The organism is Streptomyces sp. GQ60, assembly GCF_059758875.1.
In genome coordinates this window covers 1-25,419 of the sequence record NZ_JCAXEG010000035.1, presented here as the reverse complement: position 1 = coordinate 25,419, position 25,419 = coordinate 1, and the positions used below count along the sequence as shown (strand labels likewise).

Below are 25,419 nucleotides of genomic sequence, written 5' to 3'. Positions count from 1 at the left end.
TTTTGGTCGCCTATCTGCCGGGCCTGACGATGAGGCGGATCGCCGATCTCTATCCAGGTGAGGCCAAGACCGATGCCCGCGACGCATTCGTCATTGCGGACGCTGCCCGGGTCATGCCCCACACGCTCCGTTCGGTTGATCTCGAGGACGAGACCGTCGCCGAGCGGGAGATGATCGTCGGGTTCGACGACGATCTGGCCGGTGAAGCAACCCGGATCAGCAACCGGCTGCGGGGCCTGCTGACGCAGATTCATCCCTCTCTGGAACGGGTCCTGGGCCCGCGAGTGCAGCATCCGGCTGTGCTCAAGCTCCTCGACCAGTTCGGTTCCCCGGCCCAGATCCGCAAGGCCGGACGCCGCCGGCTCGTGACGCTGATACGTCCCAAGGCGCCGCGGATGGCCGAGCGGCTGATCGAGGAGATCTTCACCGCGCTGGACGAACAGACCGTCGTCGTCCCCGGCACGGACGCGGCCGCATTGATCGTCCCAAGTCTCGCCGGCTCGCTCCAAGCAGTGCTTGACCAGCGCAAACTCCTCACCACCCGAATCGAGGAACTGCTGGAGAACCACCCTCTTTCCAAGGTCCTGGCGTCCATGCCGGGGATCGGCGTCAGGACCGGAGCCCGCATCCTCATCGACGTCGGCGACGGATCCAGCTTCCCGTCCGCCGCCCACCTTGCCGCCTATGCCGGCCTGGCCCCCGCGACCCGCAGCTCAGGGTCCTCGATCCGCGGCGAACAGCCATCCCGGAGAGGAAACAAGCGGCTCAAGCGGGCCTTCTTCCTCTCCGCCTTCGCCGCTCTGGCCGACCCCGTATCCCGGGCCTACTACGACAAGAAGATCGCCCAGGGCAAACACCACACCCAAGCCCTCCTCTGCCTCGCAAGACGACGAGCCGACGTCCTCTTCGCCATGCTCCGAGACGGCACCTTCTACGAACCCCAACCCGCCCCATCACCTTGACCAAACCCATAGGGGCACCCCCCTGTCCCCGGGCTCCCGGGATGCAGTGGGGTGTTCCGTTAGGGGTAGGGGACTTCGGCGGCGCCGCCTGCCTGGACGGTTTCGACGACGCGCGCGTGGAGCGCGGCGAGGCCTTCAGGTGGGAGCGGGGTGGGGCCGCCGGTCGGTGAGGGTGGCTTAGCGGTAGCAGCCACGAGGCCCGCTTACTCGCACACACCCCATCACATCCGGGCCCACGCCAACCCGATCTCCACCAAAACGACCAGCACAAACGCCAGACATGACAGCACCTGTAAACAGGCACGCCCATGGCAGCCGGCCATCCTCGCGATGGGCGTCCCCCGACAGCAGCTTTGTCATCTCATGACAGCCATGATCACTACCGCCGCGCACCATGACCACGGACGGCCCTCGCATCGTTGCGGAAACTCCTCCACGGCCCCGTGTGGCGCTACGGAGAGGAGCGGACCGCCCTGGAACACCGCCTCGGGCCACAACACGAGGACTTGCGGATGGACATCGCAGACACCCTCGCCGGAGTCCTCTCCGACGCTTACGGCGAAGCCGAGCCCATCCCGCCTTTCACTGGATAAGGGGCGGGCCGTCGGCGGCACAACCCCACGCCGAAAACAGGCCCCGGCCTCCCTCTGCGGGAGGGAGGCCGGGGCCCGCACGTTATCTGGCCAGCCCCTGGCGTCACGCCGGGGGCTGTCCTGCGAGGGTCGGGGGCTACGGCCTGCTCAGGATGTCGCTCACGCGGTGTGCGTAGACCACCCTGCCGCAGGGAGAGCCGGTGTCGGTGCAGGTCGGGTCCGCGGTGTTCATGCGGTGCTCGGTCTGCGACCAGAGGTACTGGGTGCCCGTCCCCGCGGGAAGGACGCTCTGGGCGTGCTCGAAGGACAGGTCCTCGGGCCCGGCCGCGTTGGTGATGTTGCCGCCGTAGTCCACCAGGCGCCCGCCGGAGACGTTGGCCCGCCGCAGGCTGCCGCTGTTGTTCTCCCAGCTGCGGTTGAAGTAGTACATGCCGTTGTAACGGGCCGCGCCCTGGGTGAGGTCGCGCGGCAGGTAGTACGCGCTCGTCGCGCCGACCAGGCCGTTGGCCGCCTTGAGGAGCCCGGTGGTGTCGTCGATCGGGAGTGCCCCGACCCGCCCCTTCTCGGCGTGCGTCGCGTCGGAGTTGCAGTACTCGCCCATGATCAGCGCCGGAGCGGCGGAGGCGCTGCGGTCGATCGAGATGTAGGACGCCTTGGGGGCTCCGGTCGCGACGCAGGTCGGCGCGGACGAGTTGCCCTGGGCGCTGACGAACTGGTACGAGGCAACCTGCGGCATCACATAGCGGTACGTGTGGCCGTAGTAGACGCTGCTCTGCCGGCCGATCTTCGTTTCGTCCCTGACGTTGCTCTTCAGGCCGTTGAGCGTGGTGTCGTCCACCGAGGCGTCCTGGTCCGGGTTGAGGTCCAGAAGGGAACGCATGTCGAAGACCCGCAGGCCCTTCATGGTGTCCGTGACGTACAGGTAGTACTTGTACCAGGCGATGCCGCCGGCGTGAACGTCGACCGCCTTGTAGGAGGCGTTGCCGTACGAGTTGTAGTACGGCTCGACCAGCAGGACGTGACGGTACCGCCGGCCCTCGGGGTTGCCCGGTATCGCGGATTCCGGGTCGAGGAACGACAGCCGCACGCCCTTGTCGTAGCAGGTGCCGGGGTCCGACGAGCAGAGGCCGCTGCCGGCCTTGTCGTACCAGGCGGTGACCAACGGCTTCCGGGTGCCCCAGAGTTCGTCGGCCTGGGCGTCCGAAACACCGGTGATGCCCTGCGGTATCCATTCCTCGGTGTCGGAGTCGCCCGCGTCCCAGCAGAACTTCCTGGCGGGAGCCAGCACGGTGCCGTTGTCGCCGGCGCCGAAGGGGTCCGTGGTGCAGGAAGCGCCGGTTTTCGCAACCCGGTTGCCCTGGTCGAGCAGATCCTGGACGCCCTGTACCGGAAGGGCCGCCTTCAGGTCGGCCACCTGGCCGCTCAGATCCGGCCCGGACTTGAGGTTGAAGGAGGACGCGGTCGCCGGGTCGCCGGGAGCCGCTTGCGCGGGGGCGCCGAGTGCGGGTACCGAGAGGACTGCCGCGGCGAGCGCGGCGACCCAACTGGTCCGCCGGAAGAAGGGTGTACGAGAGGCCGTACGTGAGGGTATGCGTGGGAGCGTATGAGATGTCGTCATTACTGACCTTTAATCACGGGGAGGGGGGAAGCCCGTGATCATGCCAGCAGGCCTGCTGTCATGTCCAGGATGATGGTCGTCTTGTCACCCCTCGTCAGCGACTGCGTGATTGCGCCTGTTGGTGGGCCGGCACGCCATTGCTGTCACGGTGCCGTGCGTGGCGGTTCACCCGTATCCGGGCAACCAGGGTGGGCAGGCGCGGAGTGAGGGAACGAACGGGAAGGAAGTCCTAGGCAACCGGCCGTACTCGACCAGGGCCTGCGGCCTGTCGATGGAGCCGCCGCATCGGCGCGTGAATCGACCATCTCTTCCTGTACGCCGGATCCCGCAGCACGCCGGGCAGCGGCACCGCTTTGGCGGCCTGCGCCAGCATCGGCTCGACCAGGGGCCGCAACACCACCGCGGACCTCCCTCGCTCGCATCGGCCCCCTGCGTCAGCTACTGACCAGCACGAGGCGTCACGGCCTGGTGGACGGCGCCGGACGGTGCGGCGCGACTGTCCTGTCCCGGCGAAGGTTGATCAGTGACAGCAAAGTGTGTGAACGCTGCGCGGCGTCCGCATCGCGTATGGACCCATCAGGGCTGCACCACTGAGCCGACCCGCCGACCCTGTCGCGAGGCATCCCACCGCGGGAACCCAAGATCCCCACGATGGCCGGGGTGACCCGTCAAGGGACCCACCACACACCGTGCCATCCGGTATCGAGAAAGAGCGGCATTCCATGAGCCCCGAGTACTTTGCTTCGATCCCGGCGAACCGTCCCATCCATGGGCTGATCGTGACCATGGAACCGTTCCACATCACCAACGCCCCGTTCCAACGCGCTCAGCAGCCAAGCACTTCCGTTCCGGTCACGGTGTGCAGCGCAAGCGACCTGGAGCACATGGTCACCATCGACGACGCACCCATCGGCCGTCTCCTGATCGAACGCGCCAGCGACCCGCAGCGCTCCACCTACGGACTGACCGAAGCTCTCTCCTGCCACTCACAGACACGGAACACCGTCCTCGACGCCGGCTGGAACAGCTAACCCTGGGTCTCGCTCGCGAAGCTGGGCGTGGACTGGGCGTGACAGGCCACCTCGCCCGTCGTTGAGCCGGAGGTCAGCGAAGTGGAGGCCCCGGGACATCGTGACCCCCGGGGCCTTCGTCTTGTCCTCCGGCACCGGGTGTTGGTGCAACACGGACTGCAACGCAGGCCCCTTGACGGCTGTTGGGCCGCGTTTATGCAGGTCAGGGCTGCAACGCGCAGGTGTGTTGCAGCGCCGGTGTTGCACAGCCGGGCGGGTGCGTTGCAGCGGTGGCGTGATCGTCACCGCTTCGGGTGGCGCGTTCGTACGCGGCTGGGGGTGACTTGCCGGGAAGCACGCACCCCTGTGGCCCGGAGGGGCTATACCGGAGCGGAGCCGACCGCCCTGCCCGCCGTAGGAGAAGGAGTCCACCGCGTCATGACCGACGCCGCGAACACCCAATCAGCACCCGCGCCACCCGCGTGATCACGATCCGCGCCGTCGTCCTCGGCGTCGCCTACATGGGCTTATTGGCCTTCATCTCGGTTCCTCAGCTCACGGACTACATGGGCGGCCGGACTCGCCCTCACCGGCATCCTCGCCACCCTCACCTAGGGTGGCTCCTCGCCTCCTCCCACGGCCACGGCTTCGCCTACTGGCTGTTCCTCACCATGATCGTCGCCACCATCCTCGGCGCCTTCTGCGTGACTCCCTACGCCCTCGTCCGCGGCACCGTCGGACGCCGCTGACCCTCCGGGCCGGAGCCACGGACACCGCACGGGCTCGGCCTACGACGGACCCTCGTTCCTCGCACCCCCCCGACCGGCGAACTCCTCCAGGGCGCGGCGCTGCTGTTCCTCGCGGGCAATCTGCTGCGCGAGGACGTCGCGGTCGAGTCGACGGCGGCGAGGACCAGGCGCGGGAGTTCGCCCGGCTCCAGTGCCTCCACCTCCCACTGGACCCGGTGCTCGATGTCGAAGCCGTAGCGGCGGGCGCCCAGATTTACCGCTACTTAGAGAGGCCGGTCATGTGGCCCAGACTCCCGCCACCGTCGGCGCCCATGTCGCCGCCTGTGCGCGGCCCGCGCGGGCGGCGGCGGCGCGGCGGGTGTGGTCGAGCATGTTTCGGCCGAGGGCCTTGCGTGCCGTGCGGTCGGGGGTCAGGACAGCCACTCGCGCGCCGGCCGCCTCCAGTGCGGCTCCCTGGGTAAAGGCGTGCGGGTGCGGTCCGACGGCCTTGGGTATCGGGGCCAGGGCAATGATCCGACGGTGTCCGTGGGCAAGGTGGATGTTGGCCGTCGAGCGACTGCCGCCGTCCATCCAGCGCCGCCCGGCTACCTCTACCGGCGGCCAGACCACCGGCACCGCGCAGCTCGCCGCGACCGCCTCGGCCAGGGTTGCCCCCGAAGCGGCGTCGAAGACCTCCAGGTCGCCGGTCCGCGCGTCGACGGCGGCCAGGCGCAGGTTCGACCTCGGCCAGGCGTCGGCCCCTTCGAGTAGGCAGCCGACCGCCGCGAAGACCGCGGACTCGGGGACCGTACGGGAGGAGAGGGCAGCCCTGCCGAGGCGCTGGACCGAGCGCCGGGGGTCCCGCGAGCCGAGCGCGGCCCACAGGAAGCGTGTGGTCTGGCCCGCCGTGACCTTGACATCGATGACCGGGGCGCCGTCGAGCTGGCCCTCGTACAACTCCTCGGCGCTCACTCCCGATGCGAGCCGCGCCCCGATGATCGAGCCCGCGGAGGTGCCGATGACCGTGTCGGCGCGCGCGAAATCGATGCCCGCCTCGGCAAGTCCGGCGAGCATCCCGATCGCCCACGCGCCGCCGAGGATGCCGCCGCCACCCAGTACGAGAGCCCGATCGGCCATATCCATACCGTTCCTTAGCCGATTGAAACGGGGACCATCCCCCGTTACGTGGAGACGATAACATCAGTACCGGGGACTCGTCCCCGGTACTGATGGGGAGTGGACATGACGATCGGACCTGAACGACCCAAGCGGCCTATGCCGCTACGGCGCGACGCGCGGCGCAACCGCGAACTGCTGGTCGACGCGGCCCGCGTGACCTTCGCCGCCCAGGGCCTGGACGCCCCGCTGGACGAAATCGCCCGCCGGGCCGGGGTCGGCAACGCCACCCTCTACCGCCACTTCCCCACCCGGGCCGACCTCGTCCAGGAGGTCTTCCACGGCGCACTGGCCGACACCATGACCGCCGGGGACGTGGCACGAGGCGCCCAGGACGCCTGGCAGGCTCTCACCGAGTACCTCGCTGTCGTCTTCGCCTCGCTGGCTGCCGACCGGGGTACCAACGACCTGATGACCACCGGCGTCGAAGGGGTCCGCTCCCTGGACGCCGTACATGCGCACAACCGCGAGACCCTCGACCGGCTGATCGGGCGCGCCCAGCGGCAGGGCACGATGCGCCAGGACGTCACCACCGAAGACCTGCTGTTCTCACTCGCCGCGCTCGGCCGGGCCGTCCCCGCCCTCACCGACACCGCGCCCCGAGCCTGGCACCGCTACCTGACGCTCCTCCTGGACAGCCTGCGAACCCCGGGCGCACCGGCCACCACCCTGCCCACCCCCGCCCTCACGGCAGAGGAACTCGGCACCGTCCTGGGCGACCTGGGCCCCCACCGCGCACGAGCCACTCCTCCCCGAACCGACCACGCCCATCGGTCGTGAAACCCCTTCACTACGCACACGCCGAACACGCGCCGACGATCGCGGCGTGCGCGAGCTGTTGACGCCGAGCTGCTCCAGCGCCTTCGTTCGGCCGCCGAGGTCCATGCCTTGGGCACGGCCAGGACCTCCGTCAGCGGGCCCCAGGAGCGCTTCGCGTCCGTACGCGCGGGCGGCACGCACGGGTCGGCGGCCTCTCGCACCGGCGCAGCAGAAGGCGCGGAGGTGGGAGCGGGCGCGGGGGTGGGAGCCGGGGCGGGTGGGGTACCGGCCCCGCCGGAGGCGCGACTCGCGGGTCGCCAAAGCTGCCCATGCGCGAGGCCAGCTCGTCCCGGGCCGGCGGCGCGGCAGCACCGGAAGCGGCAGGGACCCGGGCCGCGGTGGGCCTTCCGCTCGGCGGACCGAGGGCGGCGTCCCGGCGGGGGCTTCCGATCACATCGCGCAGGGGGCATGTGGGTGCAGTCGGAGCGGAGGAAGAACCGGTCCGTCGGGGCCGTGGGCTCGCAGGCGTGGTCGGGCGGGCGGACACCGAGCTACTCCAGGGCCTCGTCCCGGACACGAAGGTCGAGGTTGGCAGGGAGGCCGAGGTCTTCCGGCAGCTGGACCGGTATCGGCGCGCGCCCTCACAAATCACCACCGGGGAGGGCGCCGCGGCCGGGTCCGGCCGCAGGGGATGGAGCGGGAGCGGGCGGCGGCGCCCATGGATCGCGGGCCTCGGCGGTGCGCGCAGGCGGGGACGTCGGCTCCGGTGCCGGTACGCCGCGGGCGCCGTTTTCCCAGTTCACCAGCTGTGTGAGGCCGCGGGTCGATCCTGTGCTGAGCGACAGTGCAGGACGGAGGCCGGGATCGTGGAAGTGGTCAAGCATGGGGTGCAACGAGACGCGTTGACGGTGGTGTCGGTTGCCAGCCACAAACCTACTTGCCCGGCGAACTCGGCCGGGCCGAGCAGGCCCTTGCCACGGCCGAGAAGCGCGAGGCCCTCGCCGCATCGAGGCGGCTGCCGAGGGAGCCGCCCGCGTCGATGGTCGAGCGCGGGATCAGAAGCGGGCGGCCCCGGTCCGCGTGCACACCGGGCTGTGCTGGCGCCAGTACATCAAACGGGTGAGTGAACGTTTCTGGTTCTCGCCGTATGCGTTTGCAGACTGCGGACAGGCATGTCTCTGCATATGGAGAAGGGAACAGGCGGATGACCGGGGCAGTTGCCGAGGCGGAGCGCGTCCTGTGGGAGTGGGAGCCCGCGGTAGAGCGACTCGTCGATCAGCACCTGGCCACCGCCCGCGACTGGTTCGTGCACCAGTACGTGCCGTGGAGACGCGGCACACGACTACGACGGCCCATTGGGCGGCCCGGACTGGTCGTGGCGGCGGAGGAGCGGTTTGTGACGGCTCCCTCGGAAGAGGCAATGGACCTGGCCCCGTCTGCCACCCTCGCCGACGCCGCCCGCGCCCTCGCCGATGTCTGCTGACGTCGCCGTGACCGGGCTCGGGCTCGTCACCCCGGCCGGGCACACGCCTGAGGAGAACTGGGCGGCCCTGTGCCGCGGCCGGTCGCTGGCCGCCCGGGACCCCGAACTCGTCGGCCTACCCGTCGACATCTCCTGTCAGGTGACCGGCCTGGACGCTGCGGCGGAGCTCGGCCCGCCGCTGGCCCGGCGGCTGGGACGGTTCATCCAGTTCGCGCTCCTCGCCGCCCGCCGGGCAGTCATCGACGCCGGTCTGCCCACGAACGTCGGCCTCGGCGAACGGGTCGGGGTCGTGCTCGGCGTCGGATCGAACTGCCTGAGCACATACATCACCGAGTTCGGCCATCTCGGCGCGGACCGACCGGTGCGCGTGTCGCCACGCGCGCTGCCGCGCAGCGTGCCGAGCATGGCTGCCGCTGAGGTCGCCATGGACCTCGGCGCCCAGGGCCCCAACTTCACCACCGCGAGCGCCTGCGCCTCGGGGGCGACCGCGATCGGAGTGGCTCGCGATCTGCTGCGGTCGGGAACCTGCGACATCGTGCTCGCGGGCGGCAGTGAATCGGGCCGGTCTCGGATGACGGCCACCTGCTTCACCCGGATGCGCGCGCTGTCTACGAACCGCGACGAACCCGAGCTGGCCAGCAGGCCGTTCGACGCGGCTCGGAACGGATTCGTTCTCGGTGAGGGCGCTGCTGTCCTCGTATTGGAACGCGCCGCCGACGCACGCGCGCGGCAGGTCGAAGTGCTGGCCCTGCTGCGCGGTTACGGTGCGGGGTCTGATGCCTACCATCCCGTGGCCCCGCATCCACAGGGCGACGGCGCCTACCGCGCTATCGTGGCTGCCCTCCGGGACGCAGGGTGCAGCCCTCACGACATCGGGCACGTACAGGCGCACGCCACCTCCACCCCGCTCGGCGACGAGGCCGAAGCCGCAGCACTGGCGCGCGTCTTCGGCGACACCACGCCTCCGGTCACGGCGTCCAAGGGGGTGATCGGACACTCCCTGGGGGCTGCGGGCGCGATCCAGGCGGCGTACACGGTCCTCGCGCTACGCCACGGCATGGTCCCGCCTATCGCGAACTTCCATCAGCAGGACAGTAAGCACATGCTGGACATCGTGACTGGACCGCCTCGTCCGGTCACCAACAGCACGGCCTTCAGCTGTGCCTTCGGTTTCGGCGGGCAGAACGCGGTCCTGCTGCTCAGCAGCCCATAGCGCGTGCCGCAGGTGATGCGCGGTGCGGGGCTGGCAGTACGGTCAGGGACTTCGTCTCGGGGCAACGAAGCTCAACGGTGGCAGGTGGCCGTGACGGTCACGCCGAGGTCCTTGGCCGCCTTCTCGACTTCGCGGGTGAGGAACTCGATCAGCGGGCCGAGCGCGGGCAGCCCCGGTCTGCTGTGACAGGAGACGACCTTCACGGGGAACAGGTTGGCCGAAGGGCGGGATGGTGTCCTCGGTTCCATCGTTGCTCCTGCGGTGGCGGCACGGGAGAGAGATCTCACCTCTTACCCACCGATGCTTCCAGCAGGCCAAGGCGTACTCAAGGACGGGTCCGGGAGCCGGCGCCGTCGCCGCGTACGCCCCGCGCGGTGCATACGGCTACAGGGGGCTGCGCCGGTAGCGCAGCGGTTCCTCGGCGCGGTCGGTGACGACGACGCCCAGCGCCGGGAGGCCGACGAGTTCGCCCAGGTCGCGGCCTACCTTGGCCGAGCCCCTTCGGGTGATCGCGCAGACAATTCGCTCGCCGCGGCGGACGAGCATCCGGGAGAGGTGCTGGCCCATGTCCCGGGACCGTAGACCGCAACAGCCAGCCCGGTCGATGATGAAGCCATGGCCTGCTCCTGCGGGGTTGCAACAATTTCACTGAAGGGCGAAGAGGGGCATAAGCCCAGCTCCCGAGATTGGGATGAATCCCTCGAAAGATACGGCCTGACTGGGATATTCACTGGTTCGGTACGGGAGTCGTTCGCGGCGCTACTCAAGCCCCCCACGTGACAGGGCTGATTCCTCCTCGAACAGGGCGCTACCGGGTCGGGCTATGCGGCCTGGAGAAGGTTGCGGAGGCGGGCGATGCCGAGCATGGCATGGTGGACGCCGTCGCCCTTGAACCGGCCAGAGCGCAGCGTCCACTCCCTCCCCATCCGTGACGAACCGTCAAGCCGGCGCGGCTCTTCTCTATAGCAACCCGCCGCAGGCCTTGACGGACGAGATCTGGCGTCGTGCCATGAGAGGACACACCGCGACGGGGGATGACACGATGGCGGCAGAGGGACACGACGGACCCAGTGGCAAGCCCGAGAGCCACCATGAGGTCCCGCAGAGCAGCGCTCCAAAACTTTCAGTTGGCAAGGACTTCGCCCATGTAGCTTGGATCGTCCTGGCTCTCATCGTCCTCGGGATCATCTTGACCGTGGCAGCCGGCGATTGCTCTCCCAACTGCGCCAGCAACACGCCCTCGTGGCACTGATCACCGAGCTGCCCCGCAAACCTGGCCGCCGCCGCGCTGGTCGCCACCACCGATTCGATGCTGCGGCGCCATCGCCGGGGCGTTGCGGTCGACGATGCGGTCGGTAGCCGACTTCGACACTTCGGACAGCGGCACCAACTGCCGCAGCGGAGGTTGGCCCGCCAGAATGCGGCGACCAGCAGGACCCCCACCCGCCAACGGCCAACCGGCCCTGCCCCGATCCTCCCAAAGATCAAGTACGGGAAAACCCATACCCGTCGCCGGGATGCCAGCACAGACGCAGCGCGGGGCCCCACCAGGTGGTGGCGGCCCCGCGCTGTACCGGCTCAGCTTCGGCAAGACGGTGTGTCACGACCCCGTCGTGCCGAGCAGGACCGGCGCGGCATTCGAGCCCGCCGGGGTGTAGGAGTAGTTGGCGAGGATGCGGCTGAGCATCAACTCGTCTGCGTTCGCCCACACGGCCCGGCTGTAGTGGCGGCGATTGTCGTTCAGGTGGTCCAGAACCGCCTGCGGCACGTTCCCTCCGCACTGGAAACCGAGCGACGCGACGTAGGTGCGGGTGCGGACTTCACCGTGGAGCCGAACAGCCCGCAGATCGCCACGCCGCCGGCATACTCGGTCAGGTCGGGCGCGACGGTGGTGGTCGCGGCGATCCTGAAGTTGACCACGCCCGAGGTCATCGTCAGGCGCAGCCCGGCGGCGGGTAGCGCAAAGTGGAATTGGCCTAGGTCCAATGGCGCATGGCGCGGCGGGCAGACGGTCGGAAGAGTGGCTTCCATGGAACCTCTCGACCCCGCACGCACCAACGCCTACCTGCGACGCCTGGGAACAGCGCGCCCCGCCCGGCCAACGGCCGCCTCGCTGCGCGAGCTGCACCTGCGCCACCTGCACACCGTGCCGTTCGAGAACCTGTCGATCCACCTCGGCGAGGACCTCGTGCTCACCCGGGACGCCGTCTTCGACAAGATCGTGACCGCCGGGCGAGGCGGCATCTGCTACGAATTGAATGCTGGATTCGCCGAGTTGCTGGGCGCCCTCGGCCACCGGGTAGAACTTCTCCAGGCTCGGGTGTACGGCAAGGACGGTGCGTTGGGTGTTCCGTACGACCACCTGGCGCTACGCGTCGACGGGCGCTGGCTAGCGGACGTGGGTTTCGGCGACCACAGCGCACACCCCCTCGACCTGGACGAGCCGGGTGAGCAGAAGGATCCGGGCGGAGTCTTCCTCGTCCGGCCGGCCGGGGACGAGGCGCACGGCACGGACGACGAGGTGGGCAGTGGTGGCGGCGACCTCGAGGTGCTGCGCGACGGCGTGCCGGCATACCGGCTGGAGACCCGTCCCCGCGCGCTCGCCGACTTCCTGACCGGCGCCTGGTGGCACCGCACCAGCCCGGAGTCCGGCTTCACCAAGGGCCCGGTCTGCTCCCGTCTCACCGAGGACGGAGGCCGGAACACCTTGCGGAGCCACACCTTCATCACCACCTCGGCGGGCGGCGACCGTACGGAGGAGGAACTGGCGACTGATGAGGAAGTACGGGCCGTCTACCGTGCCGAGTTCGGCATCGTGCTCGACCGCCTGCCCGTTCCGCTCCATCCTCGGCTTTGAGCCGATCGGCCGCATCGGTCTACTCAGGGGCCCCTTCCACGCGGGTGGGCCGAGTGGCCGGCCCGTTGAGATGTGGGCGTGACACTTCGACCGGTACGCCAGGGCGCGTAGTCCGCGGGCAGGGCTCGCTCGCCATCCCTGATCTTGCGTGGGTAACCCCTGCTTTAGCTGGGGAGGGAAACGCATCCTAAGGCCGGAGGCGCGGAGCGCTGGAGTGCTCTGCGCCTCTGCCGTGACGGTCAGATAGGGCGCTGCCGGCCCTCGTGTACTGACGGATCACGGTTTAGTGGCGCTCCGCCGCAGGACCCCGCGAAGTAGGAACGAGACCAGAAGACCGAGCCCATACCAGTGCGGTTGATTCGGCCGGTGCACTCTGTCGGCGACGGGTGAAAAGTGGACCGTTGCGACGATCATGCGAATCCACCCCTCTTCGCACTCCGAACCAGGGGAGCTCATCCATGACCGCACTCTACGGTCGGCACAAGGCTGTTCATGAACTGCCAGTCACGGGTGGGATGATCTTGGTGTGGCTGGTGTGATCACGGCGTCGGATGCCTCATGGATAGCCCCGTAGTCCTCAAGGCCCACCAGTACTGGCGCCACCGGCGCTGATCCGCCCGGGTCGCCGGCCCTGGGCAAGCCCCTCCCCCAGACGGGCTTGCCCAGCGTCTCCTCGGGCTTGCCCAGCTCCTCGCAGGCAACGGTTTAGTCACCCTCCGGCACAACCGTCCCCCGGGCCGGCCAGGAATGCTGAAAGCACCGCTCGGGCCACCGGTGAGGTTGCCGCTGTTGCCGTCGCCACCCGCCCACACAGACGGGCGTAGACATGTACGCCGGCGCGGTGCTGTGCAGCACCTGCCGCGGAGTCGGTGCGGCTCGGTGCGCGCTTGCCGAACGCCTCGCCGGTGATCCGATCACCCACACGAGGAGCGGGGCGCGGGATGATCACCGTCGGCGCTACGCTCCCCGGCCATGACCAACCGATCGTTAGGGTTCGCCGCTGCCACCGCTGCCGTGGTGCTCTTGGCCATACCGCACCCGGCCACCGCCGCGCCGGGGGTTGCGGCGGCCTCGTGCACGCCTTCGGGTAGCGACTCCCGGGGGCGGTCCTCCGTTGACAACGGGGCGATCGCGTGGGAAGACGACGAGACGGTATTCAAGGACGCCGTCGCCTACGCGAACAAGCAGTGGACCACCAACGGGATGGGACAGGTCAAGCTCAAGGCGGATGGGGCCTCGGACATCGCTGATCTGCAATGGCGGGACGTGAAGCGCTCCGACGGTGACTGGAAGCAGCGCGATGCGCAGTGGGCTCCGCACACGGGCGCGGACAACATCTACTTCAACCGGTTCACGCTCGACAACGGCGGTAGGAGCGGCACCGACTACCACCGGCGCCACGTGGCCGCCCACGAGCTCGGGCATGCGCTGGGGCTATGCCACAAGTCGCTGCACGACTACTCGCTGCTGTGGGCGAACCACAACGATCTCGACGCCGACAACATCAACGCGCCGACGGTGAAAGACCGCGCCGACTATCACTCCCTGTCGGGTTGAGCATGAACAAGACCACCGCTGCCGTCAGCGGCGCGGCCGCCGCTGTCCTCCTCGCCTTGGGGGGCTGGTACGGATGGCACTCCTACCGGGCGATGCAGCCGGTCGGGCAGGAGTCGTTGTACTCCTACGCCGTGACCGACCCGAAGAAGGTCGTCCCCGAGGCGCAGAACGTGTTCGTCGGCGAGGTCGTGGAGGACACCGGTGTCCGTACGCTCTCCGACATCGACTCCAACACCTACCGGGTGCGGGTGAAGGAGCCGATCAAGGGGGCCCTGCGGGGGGAAGCAACCGTGACGCAGGCCATCGACGTCTACGGCACCACGAAGTTCACGGTGGGCGGGTCATACCTGTTCGCGACGAACGCATGGACGCTTCCCGAGGACGGGCACGCCCAGTTGTACGGAGGGCCGGTCACGCCTGCCGACTCGGCGACCGTAAGCCAGTGGAAGACCGCTGCCGGATCGTGAACCGCGCGATCGCCGCCGGTGTGGCGTCCGTTGCCGTTCTCTGTGCCGCCGGGGTATCCGCGTACGCCTACTGGCCGCAGAGGCGGACCGTTACGCACGCGGTGCGAGAGACCCGGTTCAGTCGCGCCGGAGCACCTGGCGACGGCCGCCCGTCAGGTCGTGATCGGCACGGTGGCGGCCCGCGTCGCGTTCCGGGCGTGCGGGCCGGGGCACGAAGAGGAAGGCGGCGGGGCGATCGTGTCGAAGTCCAAGGGCGACCGCGGGTCGAAGGGAGGCGACGCGATCACGAGCAGCCTGGTTGGTGCGGCCGGCTGGGCCGGATAACCTCCGGCCGTAGCCACGGCCGGAGGTCTGCGCGAGACCTCCACCCGCGAGCCGGACCTCGTCACGGACTGGCTGGACCGGCACGGCACCCGCGTCGCCCCCTCACCCGCCGGGAGGCGCTGCGCCGCCTGCCCGGCTGAGGGAGCCGGCACGGGCGGCGAGCCCGGCCGCTCGCACGGCAGTTGCCGTCGGGCGTAGGCTTCGCTCAGCACGGACGGGGGCGGAGCACATGAGAGACGAGACAGCGCAGAGGTGGGGGTCGACCCTCGATTCTGTGGTGGTGTACGAACGGGGAGCACTCTGCCGCCGCCTGGCCCGGGGCCTCCTGCCGCCGGACGGCAGGGTGCGGGTGACGGGGCTGCCCCGCTCCATGGACCCGGGCTCGCTGCGGGCCCGCGTCCTGGGCGCCCCGGGGGTACGCGTCAGCGAGGCACGCGTGGAGGTCGAGGCCGAACCGCGCGGCACGTCCGACCCCGGCCGGTTGCACCGCGAAGTCACCCGGCTGCGCGACGAACGCTCGGCCGCGCAGGGCGGCCGGGACCGCCTGCTGGGCATGATCGCCGAGGTCGCAGGGCTGCGCCCGGTACCGCCGTCCACCCGTCGGGGCGATCCCTCCCCCCGCACCGCGGCCGATGCGTGGCTGGAGCTCGCCGACTTCGTGGACGAGCGGCTGACGGGACTGCACGCCCGCCTCGTCGAGGCCGAGGAGGCGCTGCGCCGTGCCGACCACGAGCTCGACGTCGCCGCGGACCGGCTCGCCCGCGCCTCGAGCGACGCACCGTCCGTGCATGTGGAGACCACCGTCTCGGCAGTCCTGAGCATCGACGCCGACGCCAACACCGATGCGGACGTCGAGCTGGAGCTGGAGTACGGGGTGCCGGGCGCCGTCTGGGTGCCGACGTACCGCCTCACTCACCGTCAGGGCGACGCCGACGGCCGACTGGTGCTGCGGGCCTCGGTCGCCCAGCGCACCGGCGAGGACTGGACCGGTGTGTCTGTCGCCCTGGCCACGGCCGACCTGCGACGGGGCACCGAGCTGCCGAAGCTCCGCTCCGTCCGGATCGGACGGCGGCAGGCCGCCCCGGCGCCGTCCGGCTGGCGCGAGCCCCCGGCGGGACTCACCGACCTGTTTGCCGGGTACGACGCGGCGGGCCCCCGCCCCGCCGCGAACCCCGGACCCGGGGCTGCCGTGGCCGTGTCCGGGCCCGTTCCGCCACCGCCGACACCGCCGCCCGCACCGCAGGCCTACGGTGGGCCGCCCCCCGCGCTCCGCGCGCCGGGCAGCGCCGGGGGCGCACCCTTCGGAGGCGCCCCGGAGCCCTTCGGCGGCGCGATGCCCGCCTTCGCGCAGTCGGCCCGGGCACGTACGGGCAGGCCGGGAGCCGGCGGCAGGCCCCTCGCCGCCCCGGCCCCGGACCGGGCCCCCCTGGCCCCCGCGGCTCCCGGCGGAGCCGCACCCGTGGCGCCGCAGCCCGCACCGGTGGCCGGTCCGCCGCAGCCGAGCGGCGCCGAACTCGACTACGTCGCTCTCGGCCTGTGCGGCCCCGACGAGCAGGGCGGTCGCAGGGGGCGGCTGTTCCCGGCCTCTGCGGACGACGCCGTGGCGGCCGAGCACCGACGCCGCGCCGAATCGGTGGCCGGGCTGCCGCTGCCCGGCCACGCCGTGCGGCCCCGCCAGTCGGCCGGTTCCTTCGACCACCGCTTCGATGCCGCAGCGCGCGCCGACATCCCGTCCGACGGCACCTGGCACACCGTCACCGTGGGCGAGATCCCGGTCGGACTGCACACCGAGTACCTCTGCACGCCGTCCGTGGAGCAGGCCGTGTACGCGACGCTGGTGCTCTCCAACGCCACCGGCCAGGCCCTCCTGGCCGGCCCGGTCGAGGTCTCCGTCGACGACGACTTCCTGCTGACCGCCGCACTGCCCACGCTCGCTCCTGGCGGCGTCTGCCGGGTCGGGCTCGGACAGGCCGAGGGAATCCGGGTCACCAGGCGCATGAACCTGCACGAGTCCACCGCGGGGCTGCGCAACAACGTCACCGTCCTGGATCACCGCGTCCACGTACAGCTGGCCAGCCAACTCCCGCGGCCCGTCACCGTAGAGGTCCGCGAGCGGGTGCCCGTCACCTCCGAAACGGACATCCGGATCGAGGAACGGGCCGACTGGACGGCACCCGAGGACGGCGTGGGGCCCGATCGCCACGCCCCCGGCACCCGCGTCTGGCGGGTGGATCTGCCCGTCGGCGGCACCGCCGTGCTCGAGGGCGGCTACGAGATCCGCATCCCGGCCGGCAAGGCCCTCACCGGCGGCAACCGCAGGAGCTGACGCACCATGACCACGGCCCCGAAGCCGATCGCCCTCCCCGTCACCGCCGTCACCTGTCTGGAGGACCGCGCCCAGGTCGAGCGCTCCGTCGTCCTCGACCTGGAGGCGGGGGTCCGGCGCCTGCGTCTCGGGCCCGTCAGCGCGCTGGCCGTCGACCGCACCCTCCACGCGGAGCTGGCCGCCGGCCATCCGGCGACCGTGCTCGACGTACGGATCGTCCGCAGCTGGACCCCGCGCGGACCGCTCCCGTCCGCAGACGACTCCGCCTTGAACCACCGCATCCACACCCTCGGAGAGGAGCAACTGGCCCTGCAGCAGCGGCGCGAGCGGCTGCGCGCCCGCCTCGACCTGCTCGGCCGCCTCGCCACCGACCTGCTGCGGGAGATCGGCGAGGGGGCCGGCTCGGGGGAGGCCGACGGACCGCGCTGGGCCCGTGAACTGGACCGGGTGGACGCCGAACGCGAGGAGTACGGGGAGCAACTTCGCACCGTGGAAGCCCGGTTGGACGCCCTCGAAGAGGAGCTCGGGGAGGCGGAGCATGCGGTGTACGTGGCCGGGAGCGAACCCGCCGAGCTCGTCGCCCACATCGAGCTCACCGTGGAGAGCATGGCCGCCGGGCCGGTCGGGTTGCGCCTGAGCCACCTCACCCCGTGTGCGCTGTGGCGGCCTGCCTACCGGGCCGTGCTCGACGGGGACGCGCTGACGCTGGAGACCGACGCTATGGTGTGGCAGCGCACCGGCGAGGACTGGACGGACGTGCGGCTGACGCTGTCGACGGCCCGCTCCGCGCTCGCCACCGATCCGCCGCGGCTCAGCGAGGACCGGCTGACGCTCACGGACCGCTCCGCGGCGGAGCGCCGCACGGTCGACGTCGAGCTGCGCGAGGAGGAGATCGGTACCCTCGGCCCGGCTTCGGTGCTCGGCCTGCCGGGGGTGGACGACGGCGGCGAGGCGCGGGTGTTGCGGGCCCCGGCGCCGGTCTCCGTGCCCGGTGACGGCCGCGCCCACCGCGTGCCGCTGTCCGCCTTCACCACGGCCGCGCGCAGCGAGTACGCCTGCTCGCCGGAGCTGTCTCCCCTGGTCACCCGGGTGGTGCAGTTCGACAACCTGGCCGGGCACGCACTGCTCGCCGGGCCCGTGGACTTGGTCCGAGACAGCGGGTTCGGCGGCCGCGGCACGCTCGGCTTCGCCGCCCCCGGCGCGGGCGTCGAGCTCGCCTTCGGCAGCTGTGACGACCACCGGGTGGTCCGGCAGGCAGAAGAGTCGCGCGACTCCACCGGAATCACCCAGCGCACCGTCGTCACCCGTACGGTCCGCCTGCACCTGTCCCGGTTCAGCGGCCCCGGGGACCAGGGCAACCGGGTGGTCGCCCTCCGGGAGCGAATCCCGGTCTCCGAGGTCTCGGCGGTGGAGGTGCGCCTGCGCAAGGAAGCCTGCTCCCCTGCGCCCGACGAGGTGGACGCCGAGGGCATTGCCCGCTGGGACGTCACCCTCCCGCCCAGCAGCCACCGTACGGTCACCCTGGTCTACGAGCTGTCGGGCAGCTCCAAGGTCACCGGGCTCTGAGTCCCGCAGCCGGGCGGCGCTCACGCCCGAAGGCGGCGAGGGACAGGCTCTGGGTCAGGCTGCATCCGTACGTGGCTGAGCACATTCACGTGTGCGCCGACAGGCTCAACCGACTCAGCATGAGTGCTCACGTTTCACCGCTCGTGGTCACCGGGGGCGTATCGGCTCCAGGTGCCACTGGCCTCGGTGAGGAGCCGGGTGGCGGTTTCGTAGTGATAGCCGAGGGCCGTGGCGATGACCGGCGCGGTGGCCTGGAGAACGAGGTGCCGAATGGCGGAGGTGCGTGCTCGTCGGGCCGGGACACCGAGGTCATGGAGGGGGCCCGACAACCTGGTCGGGTTCGCTTGGCCGGTTCGGCAAATCAACGGACGAAATTACAGACCTTGGCGACCGGGCACGGCTCGCCACCGCTGGGGCTGTTGGTGAGCGCAATCAGGTAGAGCACCGCCACCAGCAGCAAAAAGCCGCCTATGACGACCCACAGCGCATTGCGGCGGCTCGATGCGATCTTGAGCCCGGACTGGCAAGGCCGGTACTCCGCACGATCCGATGTAACTGCCGGCCTTCTTGATCCGTAGCCATCCCCGACCAACTTGCGGACGGAGTGCGCTCGTCCAGCCAACGCTTCGACCGCGCTGCGGTGCACCCCTCGATCCGGCCAGCAGTCCGCGGCCGGGGTTCAGCGCGTCTCGCACTGGCGTCGGTGCGCGCCGGGTCAGGATGGAGGCCTCGCGTGGCCTTGTGTGCCTCGGGGGAAGGAGAACGGATGATCACCACTCAGGTTCAGCACTGTGGCGGCTCTGTCCTGGTCAGTGTCGGCGGTGCCCTCGATGAGGAGGCGGGGACGGTGCTTCAGCAGGCGCTGGACGGCGTCGCCGTCGACGCGCGGGATCTCATGGTCGATCTACACGGGGTGGCGTCCATGGACTCCGACGGTCTGCTCCACATCCTGGAACTGCACCGGCGCGCGGAGTGCCTTGGCCTGCGGGTCCTGGTCATCGGCTGGCAGCCTCAGCCCCAGCAGCTCATGGCCCAGGTCGCCGGGATCCGCGGGCCCGGTTCGGCTACCGGGGAGCGGTACGCACTGGCGGGCTTCCGCCGACTGATCGAGCAACGCGCACAAGAGGCGCGGCACCGCGCGGACTTCGGTGTCCAAACGCCGAGCCTTTCTACCGTGCCTGGTGAGTGAGGGCCCGCAATCCGGCAAGGGAGGGCTGCCCCCTCTGGCGTGTGATGCAGTACCGCGCCCAACAGCAGGGTCGTCATCGCTGCCGGCCGTGGGGCTCTGAACGCTGTGAGCTCACGCCCCGGTCCGTGGCGCGGCCGGATCAATCTTTGGCTGCCGCCAAGCACTCGGCAGTGCCTTCAGTCGTCCTCGGCGAGGATGAGATCGGCTGCGTGGTGCGGGCAGGCAGAGGCGTGCCAGGTCACCGACAGGAACTCCCCCTCGGCGCTGGATGTCCGCGCTCCACCAGTGTCCCGTAGTGGCCCGGCAAACCCCGCAGAAGACGACCTTCAACGGGAACAGGTCCGCCGACGGGCGGCATCGTCTGCTCCCCGCGGTGCCGGCACGAGGCGAGACCTCACCACGGTTCAACGCGCACATCTATCCGCCGATGGTCCCAGCAGCCGCGGGCGCACACGGCGGACACCATGAAAAACCCCGGCACCAGCGAACGTCAGCACTCCGACCACGAGCTCGGTCACTTCTTCGCGTCACCACCATCTGCTGGGTGCCGCTGCACGTGATGAGCCGAGGGCCATCAGAGGGTGTGCCCCGCCCTGGCCGGTGAGGTGTGGGCCGGGGGCGGACCGCTCGGGATGGGTCCGCCGCCGGGGATGTGGGATCAGGTGTGCAGGAGGCTGTTGGTGCCGTCGTGTCCGTCGGCGTGGTCCTCGTCGAACCAGTAGTCACCCGCCGCCAGGTAGCGGAAGCAGTGCACGCTCTTGACCGGCAGAGCGACGGTGACAGCACGGGCGCCGTCCTTGCGGGGCTCAAGGGTGTGGGCGCCGGGCTTCCACTCGTTGAAGTCACCAACGACGCTGACCGGACCGGGCGGGATGTCGGCGGGAAGGACGAAGGTGACCTGAGCACGGTCCTTGAGCTGCTTGCGTTCGAGCATGGCAAAGAACTCCTGCAGACAGGGTGACTGTTTCGACTCATCCTGCAATCGCGAGCGCAGGCAGGCACTCGCACGCGGCCGCCCGGTGTAGCGGCTTCACCCGCCCGGCACTCCATGAGGTCAGAGCGATGCCTAAGGATCCTGATCCCTTCGCGCGGAACTGTCCGGATGCGTTCGGCGCCGTCCGGGCGGACGCTGGACGCATGTCGAATGGGGAACCGCCACCCGGCTGGGGTCAGGGGTCACCACCGGGCGGCTATCCGCCGCAGTGGGGGCCGCCTCCTCCACGTAAACGCAACGCCGGGAAGATCATCGGATGCTCGTGTCTGGGTGCGATCGTCCTGGTCGTGGTGTTGGTGATCGCAGGCCTGCTCATTGACGTAAACGGGGACAGGGAGCCGGAGCGCAGAGCCCCGTCCAGCCCTGCACAGCAGTCCGCGATCACGCCACCTTCGGGACTGCCTCAGGAACAGAACGGACCTAGGGGCGATGTGAAGATCACGGCATGCGAGGTGGATTCCACGAACTGGCCCCATGCGGACCTGCTGATCACCAATCGGTCCAGTAAGGCCAGTGACTACGGGGTGCATGTTGAGTTCGTCGACGCGACCGGCAAGCGGTTGAGCGAGGCGTACGCCAGCACGAACGACCTGGCGCCGGGGCAGCAGTCGGCGGTGACGGCCCAGAGCCTGGATCAGATGACGGTCAAGATCACCTGCCGCATCACCGACGTCAACCGATACGCCTCCTGAGTCGCCCGCATGGCATGGATGACGTCGATGCGTCTGCGGGCGAGGCGGAGGAGAGCCTGGGTGTGAGTCTTTCCGCTGGCGCGTTGGCAGTCGTAAGAGGTGCGGGAGGCCCGTCGTGCAGGGCGGCGAACGCGGAGAGGAACAAGGCGCGCTTGAGCTGCCGGTTGCCGCCGTGGGACCGCGCCGAGTTGTCGGCGCAGCCCGACAGGAAACCGGCCTTACGCAGGAGGGGCGCCGTAAATCTCGTCCTCGTCCCAGCTGCCGATCACAGGATCCTTGTGCACGATGCCCGGGTGCCCCGCCGGCAGCACGCACGAGGCCTCGTAACCCTCGTCGGGGAATCGTGCCGCGATGCGACACGCCTGCCATGATGATGTCCACCCCCTCCGTCCGCCGATGCTGGGCCGGATGAGCTGTCCGGCGACACCGTACCGACGTCCACTCATTGCATGGGCATAAAGGCGGCTACACCCGTCTCAGGCCGCGGCCTTGGGGCCCGCGGCTGCGGTGCGGTACTCGGCGTTGAGGCGCTGCGCTTCCTCGAGCTGGTCTTCCAGGATGACGATCCGACACGCGGCCTCGACCGGGGTGCCCTGGTCGACGAGCTCCCGGGCACGCGCAGCGATCCGCAGCTGGTAACGGGAGTAGCGGCGGTGGCCGCCGGCGGAGCGCAGCGGAGTGATCAGGCGGGCCTCGCCGACGGCGCGGAGGAAGCCTTGGGTGGTGCCGAGCATCTCGGCGGCCCGGCCCATGGTGTAGGCGGGGAAGTCATCGTCATCGAGACGACCGAACGAGTCGTCTGCTGTCATCGCACCTCTCTCATGAACGTACTGAGGGGTGGAGCGTACGGAGGGGCCCTGGTGCCTATGGCACCAGGGCCCCGAAGGAACTGACTACACCATCTGCCGGCCCTGGAACTGCGCCGGCCTACTGTGTCCACACTTCCGACTGTGAAGCTGTCGGGGGTGCGGGGATCGCGGTTGCCTGACCGGAGACCACCTCACAAACGATGTCCTGCGGTACCCGGACTCAACACTCCGTCCGGGCGATCCTGATGGCGCTCGGCTCCTCCGTTCATCCCTCGGTGATCAACTACCTATGCGGGGGAATGCGTACTGCTGGTGATGCCTACTGCCGTACTGCGAACTGTTCGCGGCCTAACCGAGCGCCACGCTTCCGGCAGCCAGCCCCGTCGCCCATCCTGCGTCTGCTCTGGCTTAGAACCCCACTGCCGAACCTCCCGGCACGCGCGCCCGCAGCCGACGCCTTCACCGAGGTACCACTCACTGACTTCACTGCTGGGTACTGCTACCGCGGGTACTTCTCTCTCAACGACTGGCACTGCGAACTACCTGACCTGCTGGTACTGCGAACTGCACTTGCGGGCACTGCCAACTGCGTCTACCGCGGTACTACTCACAGCGGCCCCTGAACACTGCAGGCCACCCAGTCCGGTCGCCAGTCCCGTCGCCATCCTGCACAAGCTCGGCTTCGACACTCCACGACCGCACCGCTGAACTGCAACCACCCGCACTACGGGTACTGCTGCCCGGCAGTTCGTCCCTGCCAGGCCCTGCGGTCTCTCTGTGTTACGAGAGAAACCATAGCCACACCACCGCCTAATGTCTACTCTGGCCGACATAGATTTCCGAGCGTTCGACAGTGAGGTAATCGACCTCGAACAGCGACGGACTTCAGTCGGTCGCCTCCGGTCGCAAGCACCCGATCCACGGCCTGCGTCGCCGGCGCACGCGAGAGAACCCAGGACTTCCTCGACCTCCTCGTGCACCCGACGCCGCCGACACCGTGGTCCTGGTCGTCTCGGAGCTCGTCACCCACACCCTGCGCCACGGCGGCGGCACCTACGCCCTGACCTGAGCGCACACCCGGACAGCCCGGACTCCGCGGATTCGTACGCCCGACCTGAACAGCGGCACCGGCGGCTTTGGCTGGCCCATGGTCAACCACCTCGCCCTCGCCACCCACGTTGCCGCCACCCCCGACAGCTGCAAAACCGTACGCGCCCTGGAACAGCGCATCCCCCGCCTGGCGGCATTGCCGCAACCAGCCGGCATCGTTGAAACGGGCGCATCACCCGCGAGACCGATCCCGAGCCGTTCTCGCCCCCTGGTCCTGGCCTCCCCGGAGGCCAGGACCGCCTCCCTTCCTCCACACCGCTCGCGCAGCCCACCCAGCGAGGTTCGGCACAACGATCCGGATCCTCCGCAGTCACCTGCCCGGCCAGCGGAAACGGCTCTCGTGCTCGATTCGGTACCCGGTAGCTTTCGACGTACGGAGTGCGGCCTCGGCCATCAGGGCCGCGACGGGGGCCGCACTCCGATGCCCCGTACGGGGCCGGCCACAACGTGCGCGCATGCGCAGTCCCGACGGGCTGGGAGTCATGCCTGCCCGCCTGGTCATCTATCCGCCCCGACCAGAACGGCTCGAGGCGTGTCCGCTCCGACGGATCGGCCACCGGAGTCCTCACAAGCCGTCCGGCATCGACGGCGGCAGCTGCGAGCAACCTTTCCGGCAGATAGGTGAAAGGCCGTGGCATCCGGGTGAACCCTGCTCGGGCTGCGCACGCGTCTGCGTCCGCACGCCATGACACTCGCCAGCAGGGTCCATTGATCATCACGGCGCGGGAAGTCCCTCGCCCGGGCCCGGCCGCGGCCGCGGCCTTTGCCGTGGCTGGTGGACAGTTCCGAGCTGGAGGTAGACCGCCCGTGGCGGTGAACGGAAACCCGACCGTCAGACGACGACGGCTGGGCGCGGAGTTGCGCCGTCTCCGCCTGGCTCGGGGTCTTACCAGTACGCAGGTCGCCGAACATTTGTTGATCTCGCAGCCCAAGATCAGCCACTTGGAGAACGGCCGCCGTGCCATCAAGCCCCGTGATGTGCGGGACCTGTGCGCCCTCTATCAAGTTACCGACCCGCAGGTCGTCGACGCGTTGATGCGGATGGCCACGGAAGCGGACCGGCAGGGATGGTGGGTCGCCTGCGGGGAGGTTCCGTACGCCGTCTACATCGGCCTGGAGACGGCAGCCTCCTCGCTCCGCTCCTACGAGCCTCTGGTGATCCCCGGCCTGCTGCAGACTCCCGCCTACGCGGCCGCGGTCATCGCGGAAACGATCCCTCCGGCCACGGCCGAGCAGATCGCCGTGCGCCATGAGGTCCGGCTGCGCCGTCAGTCCCGGGCCCACCACCCGGCCCGGCCCTTCCGCTTATGGGTCGTGCTGGATGAATCCGCCCTGCGCCGCATCGTCGGCAGCCCGCAGATCATGCGCGAACAGCTTGAGTTCCTGAACCGCCTCGGCGCGCAGCCGCACATCACCGTGCAGGTCCTGCCCCACAGCGTGGGTGCCCACCCGGGCCTCTCGGGACAGTTCTCCATCCTCGGCTTCCCGGACGCCCCCGAGGCGGGGACGGTGTATCTGGAGCGGTTCACCAGTGATCTCTACCTGGAGAAACGATCCGACGTGCGGCACTTCAGCGCCATGTTCGACCACCTCCAGGCGCAGGCCCTGAACCCGGAGCGCACCCACTGTTTCATCACCCGCGCCGCCGAGGACCTCCTGGCCGCCGGATCGCTGCAGGGCCGGCCGTGACCGCTGCCGTACCGGCTGCAGGTCACTGCGTCGCGTACAGCCGCTCGCGCAGGGCGGCGGTATCCGCCACGTCGGCAGTTCGGCCAAGTCGGCCAGCATGGTGCGTATGGCCGCGTCGTCACCATCGCGGACCGCCCGCAACTCGGGCGTCAACGCCGTCCCTCGCGTTCACACGCGATGCCGAACGCTGTGATTGTGCTGCGGGGTTGCCGCCCGCCGCATTTATCGGGCGCAGTCCGCGCCGATAGGGCGTGCGCGGGCGAGGCCCTGTGACCAGAGCGCTCTGGCGGCAATAGC

At 69.8% G+C, this 25,419-nt stretch carries 22 protein-coding genes and 3 pseudogenes; 14 read left to right on the top strand and 11 right to left on the bottom strand.

Annotated features, from left to right (window positions below):
* On the top strand, positions 1-962 hold a 962-nt coding region (locus tag AC6CKD_RS37045; protein WP_498333690.1), incomplete at its 5' end, for an IS110 family RNA-guided transposase.
* 729 nt (positions 963-1,691) lie between these two features.
* Here AC6CKD_RS37045 and AC6CKD_RS37040 read toward each other — a convergent pair.
* The gene (locus AC6CKD_RS37040; protein WP_498333688.1) at positions 1,692-3,173 is read right to left on the bottom strand and encodes a hypothetical protein; all 1,482 of its coding nucleotides are present in this window, start codon (positions 3,171-3,173) and stop codon (positions 1,692-1,694) included.
* Positions 3,174-3,895: 722 nt separating this feature from the next.
* Here AC6CKD_RS37040 and AC6CKD_RS37035 point away from each other — a divergent pair.
* Entirely contained in the window at positions 3,896-4,204 is a 309-nt protein-coding gene (locus AC6CKD_RS37035) for a hypothetical protein (protein ID WP_498333686.1), read from the top strand.
* A gap of 461 nt (positions 4,205-4,665) precedes the next feature.
* Positions 4,666-4,932 carry a hypothetical protein gene (locus AC6CKD_RS37030; protein WP_498333685.1) on the top strand — a complete coding sequence of 89 codons (267 nt, stop codon included), beginning with the start codon at positions 4,666-4,668 and terminating at the stop codon, positions 4,930-4,932.
* A 276-nt stretch (positions 4,933-5,208) separates the two neighbouring features.
* On the opposite strand, the gene AC6CKD_RS37025 is transcribed toward AC6CKD_RS37030, so the two are convergent.
* Complete coding sequence (locus AC6CKD_RS37025) at positions 5,209-6,048, bottom strand: patatin-like phospholipase family protein (RefSeq protein ID WP_498333684.1); 840 nt, start codon at positions 6,046-6,048, stop codon at positions 5,209-5,211.
* A gap of 105 nt (positions 6,049-6,153) precedes the next feature.
* On the opposite strand from AC6CKD_RS37025, the gene AC6CKD_RS37020 reads away from it, so the two are divergent.
* The 3 genes from AC6CKD_RS37020 (at position 6,154) to AC6CKD_RS37010 (ending at position 9,542) form a co-directional block, all read left to right on the top strand.
* On the top strand, positions 6,154-6,867 hold the full coding sequence (locus AC6CKD_RS37020; protein WP_498333682.1) for a TetR/AcrR family transcriptional regulator: 714 nt from the start codon (positions 6,154-6,156) through the stop codon (positions 6,865-6,867).
* A gap of 1,183 nt (positions 6,868-8,050) precedes the next feature.
* Entirely contained in the window at positions 8,051-8,329 is a 279-nt protein-coding gene (locus AC6CKD_RS37015) for a hypothetical protein (RefSeq protein ID WP_498333680.1), read from the top strand.
* A complete protein-coding gene (locus tag AC6CKD_RS37010; RefSeq protein ID WP_498333679.1) occupies positions 8,319-9,542 on the top strand; it encodes a beta-ketoacyl-[acyl-carrier-protein] synthase family protein in 1,224 nt (407 codons plus the stop codon). Before AC6CKD_RS37015 ends, AC6CKD_RS37010 begins: the two co-directional genes overlap by 11 nt.
* A gap of 71 nt (positions 9,543-9,613) precedes the next feature.
* Here AC6CKD_RS37010 and AC6CKD_RS37005 read toward each other — a convergent pair whose 3' ends face one another.
* The 5 genes and pseudogenes from AC6CKD_RS37005 to AC6CKD_RS36985 all read right to left on the bottom strand — a co-directional run bounded on the left by AC6CKD_RS37005 (position 9,614) and on the right by AC6CKD_RS36985 (position 11,573).
* Positions 9,614-9,745 (bottom strand): hypothetical protein, encoded by a 132-nt coding sequence (locus AC6CKD_RS37005; RefSeq protein ID WP_498333677.1) that lies wholly within the window; start codon positions 9,743-9,745, stop codon positions 9,614-9,616.
* Between the two features lie 181 nt (positions 9,746-9,926).
* Positions 9,927-10,109, bottom strand: coding sequence for a hypothetical protein (locus AC6CKD_RS37000; protein WP_498333675.1), 183 nt, complete (start codon positions 10,107-10,109; stop codon positions 9,927-9,929).
* A gap of 254 nt (positions 10,110-10,363) precedes the next feature.
* Positions 10,364-10,456: pseudogene (locus AC6CKD_RS36995) on the bottom strand (IS5/IS1182 family transposase); the annotation flags it as partial.
* Positions 10,457-10,877: 421 nt separating this feature from the next.
* Positions 10,878-10,976, bottom strand: a pseudogene (locus AC6CKD_RS36990) (IS5/IS1182 family transposase); the annotation flags it as partial.
* Between the two features lie 306 nt (positions 10,977-11,282).
* Positions 11,283-11,573: a hypothetical protein gene (locus AC6CKD_RS36985; RefSeq protein ID WP_498333673.1), complete on the bottom strand. Its 291-nt coding sequence runs from the start codon at positions 11,571-11,573 to the stop codon at positions 11,283-11,285.
* Here AC6CKD_RS36985 and AC6CKD_RS36980 point away from each other — a divergent pair.
* The 5 genes from AC6CKD_RS36980 (at position 11,572) to AC6CKD_RS36960 (ending at position 18,639) form a co-directional block, all read left to right on the top strand.
* Positions 11,572-12,399, top strand: a complete 828-nt coding sequence (locus AC6CKD_RS36980) for an arylamine N-acetyltransferase family protein (RefSeq protein ID WP_498333671.1) — start codon at positions 11,572-11,574, stop codon at positions 12,397-12,399. The genes AC6CKD_RS36985 and AC6CKD_RS36980 overlap by 2 nt on opposite strands.
* Before the next feature lie 972 nt (positions 12,400-13,371).
* Positions 13,372-13,956: a matrixin family metalloprotease gene (locus AC6CKD_RS36975; RefSeq protein WP_498333670.1), complete on the top strand. Its 585-nt coding sequence runs from the start codon at positions 13,372-13,374 to the stop codon at positions 13,954-13,956.
* Positions 13,953-14,423, top strand: coding sequence for a hypothetical protein (locus AC6CKD_RS36970; RefSeq protein ID WP_498333668.1), 471 nt, complete (start codon positions 13,953-13,955; stop codon positions 14,421-14,423). Before AC6CKD_RS36975 ends, AC6CKD_RS36970 begins: the two co-directional genes overlap by 4 nt.
* Before the next feature lie 553 nt (positions 14,424-14,976).
* Positions 14,977-17,073: a DUF4139 domain-containing protein gene (locus tag AC6CKD_RS36965; protein WP_498333666.1), complete on the top strand. Its 2,097-nt coding sequence runs from the start codon at positions 14,977-14,979 to the stop codon at positions 17,071-17,073.
* 6 nt (positions 17,074-17,079) lie between these two features.
* Positions 17,080-18,639: a mucoidy inhibitor MuiA family protein gene (locus AC6CKD_RS36960; protein WP_498333665.1), complete on the top strand. Its 1,560-nt coding sequence runs from the start codon at positions 17,080-17,082 to the stop codon at positions 18,637-18,639.
* 361 nt (positions 18,640-19,000) lie between these two features.
* Here AC6CKD_RS36960 and AC6CKD_RS36955 read toward each other — a convergent pair whose 3' ends face one another.
* Complete coding sequence (locus tag AC6CKD_RS36955; protein ID WP_498333663.1) at positions 19,001-19,285, bottom strand: hypothetical protein; 285 nt, start codon at positions 19,283-19,285, stop codon at positions 19,001-19,003.
* 120 nt (positions 19,286-19,405) lie between these two features.
* On the opposite strand from AC6CKD_RS36955, the gene AC6CKD_RS36950 reads away from it, so the two are divergent.
* Positions 19,406-19,828, top strand: a complete 423-nt coding sequence (locus AC6CKD_RS36950) for an STAS domain-containing protein (RefSeq protein ID WP_498333661.1) — start codon at positions 19,406-19,408, stop codon at positions 19,826-19,828.
* 658 nt (positions 19,829-20,486) lie between these two features.
* Here the strand turns inward: AC6CKD_RS36950 and AC6CKD_RS36945 are convergent.
* Entirely contained in the window at positions 20,487-20,762 is a 276-nt protein-coding gene (locus tag AC6CKD_RS36945) for an isoamylase early set domain-containing protein (RefSeq protein ID WP_498333659.1), read from the bottom strand.
* Positions 20,763-21,253: 491 nt separating this feature from the next.
* Here AC6CKD_RS36945 and AC6CKD_RS36940 point away from each other — a divergent pair, with 491 nt between their 5' ends.
* Entirely contained in the window at positions 21,254-21,514 is a 261-nt protein-coding gene (locus AC6CKD_RS36940) for an FxLYD domain-containing protein (protein WP_498333657.1), read from the top strand.
* On the opposite strand, the pseudogene AC6CKD_RS36935 reads toward AC6CKD_RS36940, so the two are convergent.
* Positions 21,457-21,686, bottom strand: a pseudogene (locus AC6CKD_RS36935) (hypothetical protein); the annotation flags it as partial. The gene AC6CKD_RS36940 and the pseudogene AC6CKD_RS36935 sit on opposite strands and share 58 nt — an antisense overlap.
* 304 nt (positions 21,687-21,990) lie before the next feature.
* Positions 21,991-22,323 (bottom strand): MerR family transcriptional regulator, encoded by a 333-nt coding sequence (locus AC6CKD_RS36930; protein ID WP_498333655.1) that lies wholly within the window; start codon positions 22,321-22,323, stop codon positions 21,991-21,993.
* 1,917 nt (positions 22,324-24,240) lie between these two features.
* On the opposite strand from AC6CKD_RS36930, the gene AC6CKD_RS36925 reads away from it, so the two are divergent.
* Positions 24,241-25,122, top strand: a complete 882-nt coding sequence (locus tag AC6CKD_RS36925; protein WP_498333653.1) for a helix-turn-helix domain-containing protein — start codon at positions 24,241-24,243, stop codon at positions 25,120-25,122.
* Positions 25,123-25,419 lie beyond the last annotated feature (297 nt).